The following is a 9,770-nucleotide window of genomic DNA, read 5'->3' as shown; positions in this document are numbered from 1 at the left end:
GCAGTAGGCAGTAGGCAGTAGGCAGTAGGCAGTAGGCAGTAGGCAGTAGGCAGTAGGCAGTAGGCAGTAGGCAGTAGGCGTCTCCTTCCCTATTGCCTACTGCCTAATCCCTACTGCCTCTTTCCCTGTTTCTGCCAACCCGTGCCGAGCAGCCCGATCTCGTGAAGCTCCCGGTCCATCGCCTTCGCCACATCCCGGCGCCCGGCGCCGATGTCGCGCAACTGGCTGTCGGAGAGGTTTTCGACCGACTCGTGGGGCAGCCGGGCGGCGACCCGGGCCTGGCGCAGCCAATCGCGTGCCGAACGCAGCCAAAGGGTGAGGCCGGAGGGGCGTTCCGGGGGACTGCAGGACTTCAGGGCGATCTCAGACATGGCTCTATCCGTGTTCTCCGGATATTAAATCCGGTTTGATAGTGTTTCGATGAAGCCATGATGCCGGATTGAAAAACAAACGGGAAACGAGTAGTTCTTTTCTGATCATCAAGTTTTATTTGGAGATCGTATGTCCAAGCTGCTGCCAGGAACGCGGGCGCTGCGGACGTTCGAAGCGGCCGCCAGGCATCTCAACTTCACCCGCGCCGCCGACGAGCTCGGCCTGACCCCGGCGGCGGTCAGCCATCAGATCAAGGAAATCGAGGATCAGCTCGGGCTGGTGCTGTTCACGCGCACCAGCCGCACCATCCGGCTGACGGAGGCAGGCAATGTGCTGCTGGAGGCCTCGGTCGATGCGCTCGACCTGCTGAACCGCGCCGTCAGCCGCGCCCGCAAGATGACCCGCGGCACGGCGCTGCTGAAGGTAACGCTCGACGCGCAGTTCGCGACGAAATGGCTGATGCGCCGCGTCGACGACTTCCGCAAGCAAAAGCCGGGCATCGAGCTGCGCTTCGACATCACCTACGATGTCCGGGATTTCGACCTCGACGACGTCGATGTCGGCATTCGCTTCGGCGCTGGCAAATATCCCGGGCTCTGCGCGCATCGGCTGTTCGAGAACATCATCATCCCGGTGTGCAGCCCGGCGCTGCTGGCGTCAGGTCCACCGCTGAAGGAGCCGCGCGATCTCTTCAACCATACGCTTGCGCATATCGAATGGTCGCGGCAGGGCGTGACATGGCCGAACTGGAGCATGTGGATGCAGGCGGCCGGCGTCGACGATTTCGACGACAGCCGCACGCTGGTGTTCAGGTCCTCGACGGATGCCACGCAGGCGGCGCTCGACGGCAACGCGGTGGCGCTGGCCGATTTCGCCATGGTGGCAAACGACCTTTCGCAAGGGCGGCTGGTGCGCCCTTTCGAGCTCGGCATCAAGGTCGCGCCGGATTTTGCCTATTTCCTGGTCTATCCCGAGGCCGCGAAGGACGACGCGCGCATCGCCGCCTTCCGCGAATGGCTTACCGAGGAAGCGGCGAGGACGCAGACATAGACATAGACTATGATGGTCAGCCCGCGGGCGCGGCCGGTGCGCCGAACCAGCCGATGACGGCGCCGATGATCAGCATCACGCCCAGCCAATGGCCGGCATCGATCAGCGTCAGGGCCCAGCCGAAGCCCTCATAGCGGTGGTTGACGGTGAGCGTGGTGGCGATGAAGCCGAGCCAGAGCACGAAGCCGAACAGCAGCCCCGCGATCGGGTTGGGCTCGCCGCCGGTTATCGCGCCCACCACCAGTGTCAGGACAAGCGCCATGATGAGCTCGGCGACGAAGCTGACGATGAAGGGAACGGCCGAGCGTTTCATGGTGGCGGGATCGAGCTTGGCCGCCTTCAGCCAGGGCTTGCTCAAGCCCATGTACCAGACGGCGCCGAACAACCATGCCACGACAGCGGCGGCGATCACCGCCAGCCAATTCACGACCGAAAAATCCATGCTTTCCCCTCCAAGTCGATAGGCGATGGAACGCTTGTTCGGCGATCGCGTCAAGCAAGGCGCCAGACGGTGGTGCGCTTGACCTCGGCATCTTCCAGCACGCGCGTCACCGGAACCTGGTAGATGGCAAGCGATTCCAGCCCGGTCTTGGGGAGATAGGCGCGGCCGGGATCGCCGACGAGGATCTCGGCGCCGCGCGCCTTCAGAGATCCGAACCAGGGCAGCACCCGTTCGGCGAAGGCCTTGTCGTAGAAGACGTCACCGGCGAGCACGACGTCCCAGCCATCGTCGGTGCCGACGCAATCCGTGCTGCGGAATTGCGCTTCAACGCCGTTGGCTTCGAGGTTGAGCGCGATCGCCGTCTCGCAGAACGGGTCGATGTCGGCGGCGATTACTTGCTTCGCGTCGGCTTTCATCGCTGTGATCGCGACGAGGCCGGAACCGGAGGCGAAATCGAGCACCCGTTTGCCGCGGACGGTGCCCGGATTATCGAGCACATAGCGGGCGAGGCCCTGGCCGCCGGCCCAGGCGAAGGCCCAGAAGGGCGGCGGCAGGCCGATCTCGGCCAGTTCTTCCTCCGTGCGCAGCCACAGATCATGCGCCTCGTCGGCGAGATGCAAAAACACTTCCGGCACATGCGGCGGCGCCATCAGCGCCGTGTTGTCGAGGATGAACTTTTTCGCGCTCTTCGGCGTGAGCTTCGTCACGGCGCCGGGTTGAGCTCGGCCATGCGGCAGACCTCTTTCCATTCGGCCGGCGTCACCGGCTGAACGGAAAGCCGGCCGAGCCGAACCAGCGCCATCTCGGCGAGCTTGGGATTGGCCTTGACCTGTTCCAGCGTCACCGGCTTCGGCACGTCCTCGTAAGCGCGGATGTCGACGCATTCCCAGCGCGGATCGTCGGTCGTGGTGTCGGGATGGGCCAGCGCGCAGACCTCGGCGATGCCGACGATGTCGAGCCCCTCATTGGAATGATAGAAGAAGCCGAGATCGCCGATTTGCATCGCCTTCATGTTGTTGCGGGCGGCGTAGTTGCGCACGCCGTCCCATTGCGTGCCGGCCTTACCTTTGGCCTTCAGCGCCTCGAAGGAAAAGACCGAAGGTTCGGACTTGAACAGCCAGTAGTTCATATTGCTCCTCCTGCGGCGCTTGGCTTCGCGAATTAACTAGCCGCCGGCTTGTTGAAGGTCCAGTTCCACTGCCGGATTTCGACGCTTTCGAACAGGCCTGCCTTGGCATAGGGATCGGCCGCCGACAGCGCCTGCGCCGCTACCAGATCAGGCGCCTCGACCACGACCAGGCTGCCGTCCGGCTTGCCCTCGGTGTTGAGGAAAGGCCCGGCGAAGGCGAGCTTGCCCTCGGCGTTGAGGCCTTCGAGGAAGGCGACATGGGGTGGCCTTGTATCGATGCGCAACTGCAGGCTGCCGGGCTTGTCCTTGCAAATCAACGCAAACAGCATTTTTCAACTCCGATGGCTCAGATGTCGGTTTCGGTTTTGAGCGGGCGTGTCATCAGCGCGGTTACGGCTTGGCCGATGGTTATCTTACCGTCGAGGATGGCGGCGACGGCGGAGATGATCGGGGCCTCGATGCCGCGCTCGGCGGCGATTCGGGCGGCAATGCCGGCCGTCGGCACGCCTTCGGCCAGCGGCAGGCCGGCAAGCGGCTTGCCCTGGCCGAGCGCCAGGCCATAGGCGAAGTTGCGCGACTGCGATGACGAACAGGTGAGCAAGAGGTCGCCGAGGCCGGAAAGCCCCATCAGCGTTTCCGGCCTGGCGCCGAAGGCGGCGCCGATGCGGCGCAATTCGACGAAGCCGCGCGTCACCATGGCGGCCTGGGCGCTGGCCCCAAGCCCGGCGCCGGTGACGGCGCCGGCGGCAATGGCAAAGACATTCTTCAGCGCGCCGCCGATCTCGACGCCGATCAGGTCGTCGCTCGAATAGCAGCGCAGGTTCTCCGCCGAGAAGCGCGCGGCGAGCTTCGCTGCCAGATCGCCTTCGCGAGCGGCAACCACGACTGCCGTCGGCAGGCCGCGCGCGACATCGCTGGCGAAGCTCGGACCGGACAGCGCCGCGACCGGATTGCCGGGCAAGGTCTCCGCGACGATCGCCGACAGCAGCGCGCCGGTGTCGCGCTCGATGCCCTTGGCGCAGAGCACCAGCGGCGCTCCCTGAGGCACATGGTTGCGTGCGGCGGCCAGGACCGCGCGCAGCGACTGCGCCGGCGTCACGGCGAGCACGCAGTCGGCGCCGTCGAGCGCCGTGGCCAAATCGCTGGTGGCCGCGATGCCGGGCGCGATCCGGATGCCGGGCAGGTAGCGCGGGTTCTCGCCGTGGGCGACGGCAGCGACGGTCTCAGTGTCGCGCGCATAGAGCCGGATGTCATGGCCGGCGCGCAGCATGGCCAGCGCCAGCGCCGTGCCCCAGGCGCCGCCGCCCAGCACCGCAACGCGCCAGCCGCTGCCCGATTTCCTGCCGCCCGCCATCTTCGCGCTCATGCCTTGGCACCGCGCCGGCCCGAGCCGACCAGGGGCGCGGAAACACTGTCGAGCGGCCAGCGCGAACGCGGCACGAAATCGGCGGTGTTTTCGTCGGCGATGCCGGCGCGCAGCCGCTCGATGCCGGCCCAGGCGATCATCGCGGCATTGTCGGTGCAGAGCTTTTGCGGCGGCGCGACGAAGGCGAAGCCGGCTTGCGAACAAAGCGTTTCAAGCGTTGCCTTGATGGTGCGGTTGGCGGCGACGCCGCCGGCGACGACCAGCGCCGGCTTCGCCTGGCCGGGGAATTCCTGGCGGAAGCGGGCAAGCGCGCGCGCCACACGGTCGCCCAATGCGTCGGCCACCGCCGCCTGGAAAGAGGCGCAGATATCGGCGACGTCCTGGTCGCTCAGTGGCGCGATGGCAGTTGCCGCCTGGCGCACCGCGGTCTTGAGGCCGGAGAAGGAGAAATCCGGCTGCGCCGAGCCCTTCATCGGGCGTGGGAAGGCAAAACGGCGGGGATCGCCGCTGGCCGCGGCCTTCTCGACATTCGGGCCGCCGGGATAGGGCAGGCCTAGCATCTTGGCCGTCTTGTCGAAAGCTTCGCCGAGCGCATCGTCGATGGTCGTCGCCCAGCGCTGGTAGTCGCCGACGCCGCGCACCGCGACGATCTGGGTGTGGCCGCCGGAAACGAGCAGCAGCAGATAGGGGAAGTCGAGACCGTCGGTCAGCCGCGCCGTCAGCGCATGGCCTTCGAGGTGGTTGATGGCGATCAGCGGCTTGTTGGCGGCGGCGGCGATCGCCTTGGCGGTCATCAAACCGACGATCAGCCCACCCACCAGACCCGGCCCCGCCGTCGCGGCAATCGCGTCGACCTCGTCGAGCGAAACGGACGAGTCGGCAAGTGCTGCCTCGACGATGCCGTCCAGCGCCTCGACATGGGCGCGCGCGGCGATCTCGGGCACGACGCCGCCGAAGGCCGCGTGCTCCTCGATCTGGCTGAGCACGATGTTGGACAGGATTTCGGGCGCGGAGCCGCCGTCCAGCGCCACCACGCTGGCCGCCGTCTCGTCGCAACTCGTCTCAATGCCCAGAACGCGGATCAATTGGTCGCTGTCCACAAAGATTGTGTCGCCGGAGGTCTGTCGATATTCAGGTGATGCCGGCCTGCAAATGGCGGGTTTCTGCGCTTCCGGTGCTCACGTACCCAAAAGTACGCTCCGCTCCGGTTCTCGAAACCCACCGTTTTCGGCTCGGCCTGACCTTGAATCTCGGCAGACCCCGAGTTCACTCGGGGGTTATCACGGACCGCGCGCCATGCAAACTTTGAAAATCGGAACACGCGGCAGCCCGCTGGCGCTCGCCCAGGCGCATGAGACGCGGGCGCGGCTGATGCAGGCGCATGGGCTGCCCGAGCAGGCATTCGAAGTGATGCCGATCTCGACAAGCGGCGACCGCATCCAGGACCGGCCGCTGTCGGAAGCCGGCGGCAAGGGCCTGTTCACCAAGGAAATCGAGGAAGCGCTGCTTGACGGCCGCATCGACATCGCCGTGCATTCGTCAAAGGACATGCCGACGGTGCTGCCCGACGGATTGGAGCTTACCACGTTCCTGCCGCGCGAGGACGCCCGCGACGCCTTCATTGGCAAGAAGGTGAAACAGATCGCCGACCTGCCGCATGGCGCGATCGTCGGATCGTCGTCGCTTCGCCGCCAGGCGCTGCTTCGCCGCATGCGGCCGGATTTCGAGGTGGTGATGTTCCGAGGCAATGTGCAGACGCGGCTGCGCAAGCTGGACGAAGGCGTCGCCGAGGGCACCATCCTGGCCTATGCCGGGCTGAAGCGGCTCGGGCTCGAACATGTCGTCACCGACCTGATGGCGCTTGAGGATTTTCCGCCGGCGCCGGGGCAAGGCGCGATCGGCATCGAAACGCGCATAGGCGACTGCGATATCGAGACGATGCTGGCGGCGATCCATCACGTGCCGACGGGCCAGGCATTGGCCTGCGAGCGCGCCTTCCTCGCCGCGCTCGACGGCTCGTGCCGCACGCCGATCGCCGGCCATGCGACGGTATCGGGCGAAAACCTGTCCTTCACCGGGCTGATCATCTCGCCCGACGGCAAGGAATCGCACGAGGTCCGGCTGGAAGGCGAGGCCGCCGACGCGGCGGAGATCGGCCTGGACGCCGCGCGGACGGTTCGCGCCAGGGCGGGCGCCAAATTCTTCGACGGCTGGGCCTGACATGGTCCGCGTCCTGGTGACGAGGCCGGAGCCCGGCGCGTCGCGCACGGCACGACGCCTCGAAACTTTGGGATTTCAGCCTGTCGTGCTGCCGCTGACCGAGACGAGGACGTTGCCCGTCGAGGCGACCATCGGCGGCGATGCGGTCGCGGTCGCCGTCACCAGCGCCAATGCGGTGCGGCACGCGCCGAAGGCGCTGATCGCGGCGCTTGCGAGCCTACGTTGCCACACGGTTGGAAAAAGGACGGCCGAGGCATGCCGTGCGGCGGGATTTGCCTCCGTCACGGAAGGTCCGGGCGATGCCGAGGCGCTGGCCGACGCCATCGCCGGCGGCCTTGCCGGCAAGGCAATCGTTTATCTGTGCGGCCGCGTCCGCTTCCCGGTATTCGAGCGGCGGCTGGCGGCGGCGGGCACGCATGTCCAGGCGATCGAGACCTACGACACAACAGGGATCGACTATCGCGATGCCGACGTGATCGCCCGCCTGTCGCGTCATCCGGTCGAGGCGGCGCTGCTCTATTCGGCCAAGGCCAGTGCCGCGCTGGTCGACCTGGCAACGCGGCCAGTCCTGCAGCATCTCTTTGGAAAAACAGAATTTTTAGCGCTTTCGGCGCGTGTCGCCGAGCCGCTGCAGGGGATCGTCCGTCAAACGATCCGCATCGCGTCCAAGCCCGAGGAAGACGCACTGCTGGCGCTTTTGTCGCTGCCAGGCTGAGCCGTGTCATCACGCCGCCCCCTTTTCACCGCTTGGTGATGTGCTAGAGCATCCTGACGCTCTGGACCCATTGATCCATCCTCAAGCCATTTTGCGGAGCCCAAGCATGGTCAAGACGCCGAAGATGCGACATTCGAAGACCCGGCGCGAGCCGGTGACCATCGAACTCGAGCCCGGCGCCGTCTCGCGAATCACCGACGAGGATGCCGCCAAGGCCGAGGCCAGTGCCGCGCAGACCGACGAGGCGAAGGCGCAAGAGGCCGCCGCCGCTTCGCAGCCGGAGGCGCCGGAAGAGCCGATCCATGCCGAGCAGGCCGATATCGAGCCGTGGGAGCATAGCGACGCCGCGCAGGCAGCGGCCGACAGGCCCGAGGCCGGCAAGGACGAGCCGGAGGCGCCGTACCCCGGCGGTTCCGATGCGTCGAAGAGCCAATCCAAGGGCTTCGAGTATAATTTTGAGGACGCCTCCGCGCCCGGCGCCGGCGCCTCCACAGAGAAGCCAAGCGAGACACGCAGCCAGGATCGCGCGCCGCAACCTTCGCGCAAGACCGGCGTCAACGCCATCGCCGCGGGCGTCATCGGCGGCGTGATCGCGCTTGCCGGCGCCGGCCTGCTGCAGGCGGTCGGGCTGATTGGCGCGCCGGGATCGAACGGCGTATCCCTCGATGGCGTCAATGGCGAGATCGCTTCGCTGAAGAGCGAGATCGCGGCGTTGAAGGAAAGCGGCGACACGGGCGCCGCCGCCAAGGTCGGTGGTCTTTCGTCGGCGCTCGAGCAGGTCAAGGCCGATGTCGCGGCGCTGAAATCCTCGGCCGGACAGAGCGGCAACGGCGCCGCGCTCAAGGCGCTCGGCGATAAGGTCGGCCAGATCGAGACGACCGTCGCCGACCTGCAGAAGAACGGCAATGCGGCGCCCGTCGATCTCGGCCCGCTCAACGAGAAGATCGCCGGGCTCGACGCGCTGGTGAAATCGACCGGCGACGCGGCCAAGGCCGAGGACGGCCGGGTCGCGGCGCTGGAACAGTCCGTGTCGCAGCTTTCCGGCAAGGTCGAGGCGCAGGCCTCGCAGCCCAAGATCGCGTTGGCGATCGCGGCCTCGGCGCTGAAGTCGGCGCTCGATCGCGGCGCGCCATTCGCGACCGAGCTCGATACGTTCGCGGCGATCGCGCCGGATGCGCCGGAGCTCGCGGCGCTGCGCTCCTATGCCGAAAAGGGCGTGCCGACCCGCGCCACCATCGCGTCGGAGGCCGATGCGGCCGCCAATGCCATGGTCGAGGCGGCGACACCGGTCGACCAGAACGCCGGCTTCTTCCAGAGCCTGGTGTCGAGTGCGGAATCGCTGGTCAAGGTACGGCCGGTGGGGACTATCGAAGGCAAGGGTGTGCCGGAAACCGTGGCCCGCATGGAAGTGGCGGTCAACCAGGGCGACTACGCCAAGGCGCTCGGCGAATACGATACGCTGCCCGACGCGGCAAAGGCGGCCGGCGCCGATTTTGCCGGCAAACTGAAGGCGCGGCTGGACGTCGAAAAGCAGCTCGAAGCGCTGATTGCCGGCGCGACGAAGGCGTGAGGACGACAAGATGATCCGCCTCCTCGTCTTCCTCGCCGTCGTCTTCGCGCTGGGACTGGGCTTTGCCTGGCTGGCCGACCGTCCGGGCGACATGATCGTCACCTTCAACGGCTACCAGTACCAGATCACGCTGATGGTGGCGGCAGTGGCGATCGTCGCCGTGGTCGCCGCGGTGATGATCGTCTGGTGGCTGATCAAGTCGCTGTGGAACAGCCCGTATACGATCTCGCGCTATTTCCGGGTGCGCCGCCGCGACCGCGGCTACCAGGCGCTGTCGACGGGCATGATCGCCGCCGGCGCCGGCGACGGCGCGCTGGCGCGCAAGAAGACCAAGGAGGCGGCCAAGCTGATCAACTCCGACCAGGAGCCGCTGATCAACCTGCTCGACGCCCAGGCCTCGCTGCTCGAAGGCGACCATAAAGGCGCGCGGGAAAAGTTCGAGCGCATGCTCGACGATCCCGAGATGCGGCTGCTCGGGCTGCGCGGGCTCTATCTCGAGGCCGAGCGCCTCGGCGACCGCAATGCCGCGCGCCACTATGCCGGCCGTGCGGCGGCGGTTGCGCCGCAGCTTGCCTGGGCGGCGGAATCGACGCTCGAGGAGCTGACCGAACGCGGCGACTGGGACGGCGCGCTGAAGCTGGTCGAGGCGCAGAAATCGACACGGCAGATCGAGCGCGACGCGGCCAACCGCCGCCGCGCCGTGCTGCTCACCGCCAAGGCGCAAGCGCTGGTCGATAGCGATCCGAACGCGGCCCGCACCGCGGCGCTCGAAGCCAACAAGCTGGCGCCGGATTTCGCGCCGGCGGCGGTCATCGCCGCCGATCTGGTTATCCGGCAAAACGACGTGCGCAAGGGCTCCAAGATACTGGAGGCCGCGTGGAAGGCCGAACCGCATCCGGATATCGC

At 66.9% G+C, this 9,770-nt stretch carries 12 protein-coding genes; 5 read left to right on the top strand and 7 right to left on the bottom strand.

Translation table 11 applies throughout. The features are described 5' to 3' along the window. Positions 1-110 precede the first annotated feature (110 nt). Entirely contained in the window at positions 111-371 is a 261-nt protein-coding gene (locus FJW10_RS30130) for a hypothetical protein (protein ID WP_140902746.1), read from the bottom strand. A gap of 130 nt (positions 372-501) precedes the next feature. Here FJW10_RS30130 and gcvA point away from each other — a divergent pair, with 130 nt between their 5' ends. Further along, positions 502-1,422, top strand: coding sequence for a transcriptional regulator GcvA (gene gcvA, locus FJW10_RS30125; protein WP_140902745.1), 921 nt, complete (start codon positions 502-504; stop codon positions 1,420-1,422). A gap of 16 nt (positions 1,423-1,438) precedes the next feature. Here gcvA and FJW10_RS30120 read toward each other — a convergent pair whose 3' ends face one another. From FJW10_RS30120 to tsaD, 6 genes are read right to left on the bottom strand one after another with little or no spacing between them, the layout of a single operon-like run. Further along, entirely contained in the window at positions 1,439-1,864 is a 426-nt protein-coding gene (locus FJW10_RS30120) for a DUF1761 domain-containing protein (RefSeq protein WP_140902744.1), read from the bottom strand. Between the two features lie 50 nt (positions 1,865-1,914). After that, the gene (locus tag FJW10_RS30115) at positions 1,915-2,613 is read right to left on the bottom strand and encodes a methyltransferase (RefSeq protein WP_181177717.1); all 699 of its coding nucleotides are present in this window, start codon (positions 2,611-2,613) and stop codon (positions 1,915-1,917) included. Then, positions 2,568-2,993 (bottom strand): EVE domain-containing protein, encoded by a 426-nt coding sequence (locus tag FJW10_RS30110; RefSeq protein WP_140832568.1) that lies wholly within the window; start codon positions 2,991-2,993, stop codon positions 2,568-2,570. The genes FJW10_RS30115 and FJW10_RS30110 overlap by 46 nt, the downstream gene beginning before the upstream one ends. Positions 2,994-3,025: 32 nt before the next feature. Then, on the bottom strand, positions 3,026-3,322 hold the full coding sequence (locus FJW10_RS30105) for a YciI-like protein (RefSeq protein ID WP_140658670.1): 297 nt from the start codon (positions 3,320-3,322) through the stop codon (positions 3,026-3,028). Between the two features lie 17 nt (positions 3,323-3,339). Continuing rightward, entirely contained in the window at positions 3,340-4,359 is a 1,020-nt protein-coding gene (locus tag FJW10_RS30100) for an NAD(P)H-dependent glycerol-3-phosphate dehydrogenase (protein WP_140902742.1), read from the bottom strand. Then, positions 4,356-5,441, bottom strand: a complete 1,086-nt coding sequence (gene tsaD / locus FJW10_RS30095) for a tRNA (adenosine(37)-N6)-threonylcarbamoyltransferase complex transferase subunit TsaD (RefSeq protein ID WP_181177718.1) — start codon at positions 5,439-5,441, stop codon at positions 4,356-4,358. Before tsaD ends, FJW10_RS30100 begins: the two co-directional genes overlap by 4 nt. Before the next feature lie 214 nt (positions 5,442-5,655). On the opposite strand from tsaD, the gene hemC reads away from it, so the two are divergent. The 4 genes from hemC to FJW10_RS30075 all read left to right on the top strand — a co-directional run. Next, the gene (gene hemC, locus FJW10_RS30090; protein ID WP_140902740.1) at positions 5,656-6,579 is read left to right on the top strand and encodes a hydroxymethylbilane synthase; all 924 of its coding nucleotides are present in this window, start codon (positions 5,656-5,658) and stop codon (positions 6,577-6,579) included. Between the two features lies 1 nt (position 6,580). Further along, a complete protein-coding gene (locus FJW10_RS30085; RefSeq protein ID WP_140902739.1) occupies positions 6,581-7,294 on the top strand; it encodes a uroporphyrinogen-III synthase in 714 nt (237 codons plus the stop codon). Between the two features lie 106 nt (positions 7,295-7,400). Continuing rightward, the gene (locus tag FJW10_RS30080) at positions 7,401-8,864 is read left to right on the top strand and encodes a COG4223 family protein (protein ID WP_140902738.1); all 1,464 of its coding nucleotides are present in this window, start codon (positions 7,401-7,403) and stop codon (positions 8,862-8,864) included. A 10-nt stretch (positions 8,865-8,874) separates the two neighbouring features. Continuing rightward, a partial coding sequence (locus FJW10_RS30075; RefSeq protein WP_281405149.1) for a heme biosynthesis HemY N-terminal domain-containing protein occupies positions 8,875-9,770 on the top strand: 896 nt, incomplete at its 3' end.

The sequence above is a fragment of the Mesorhizobium sp. B4-1-1 genome (assembly GCF_006439375.1).
Lineage (GTDB): Bacteria > Pseudomonadota > Alphaproteobacteria > Rhizobiales > Rhizobiaceae > Mesorhizobium.
Note: the sequence above shows the minus strand (reverse complement) of the source record. Positions and strands in the feature narration are given on the sequence as shown.

Bases quoted from the DNA above. Each gene is read 5' to 3' on its own strand.
- FJW10_RS30130 (WP_140902746.1), bottom strand. From the start codon at position 371: ATGTCTGAGATCGCCCTGAAGTCCTGCAGTCCCCCGGAACGCCCCTCC.
- gcvA (WP_140902745.1), top strand. From the start codon at position 502: ATGTCCAAGCTGCTGCCAGGAACGCGGGCGCTGCGGACGTTCGAAGCG.
- FJW10_RS30120 (WP_140902744.1), bottom strand. From the start codon at position 1,864: ATGGATTTTTCGGTCGTGAATTGGCTGGCGGTGATCGCCGCCGCTGTC.
- FJW10_RS30115 (WP_181177717.1), bottom strand. From the start codon at position 2,613: ATGGAAAGAGGTCTGCCGCATGGCCGAGCTCAACCCGGCGCCGTGACG.
- FJW10_RS30110 (WP_140832568.1), bottom strand. From the start codon at position 2,993: ATGAACTACTGGCTGTTCAAGTCCGAACCTTCGGTCTTTTCCTTCGAG.
- FJW10_RS30105 (WP_140658670.1), bottom strand. From the start codon at position 3,322: ATGCTGTTTGCGTTGATTTGCAAGGACAAGCCCGGCAGCCTGCAGTTG.
- FJW10_RS30100 (WP_140902742.1), bottom strand. From the start codon at position 4,359: ATGAGCGCGAAGATGGCGGGCGGCAGGAAATCGGGCAGCGGCTGGCGC.
- hemC (WP_140902740.1), top strand. From the start codon at position 5,656: ATGCAAACTTTGAAAATCGGAACACGCGGCAGCCCGCTGGCGCTCGCC.
- FJW10_RS30085 (WP_140902739.1), top strand. From the start codon at position 6,581: ATGGTCCGCGTCCTGGTGACGAGGCCGGAGCCCGGCGCGTCGCGCACG.
- FJW10_RS30080 (WP_140902738.1), top strand. From the start codon at position 7,401: ATGGTCAAGACGCCGAAGATGCGACATTCGAAGACCCGGCGCGAGCCG.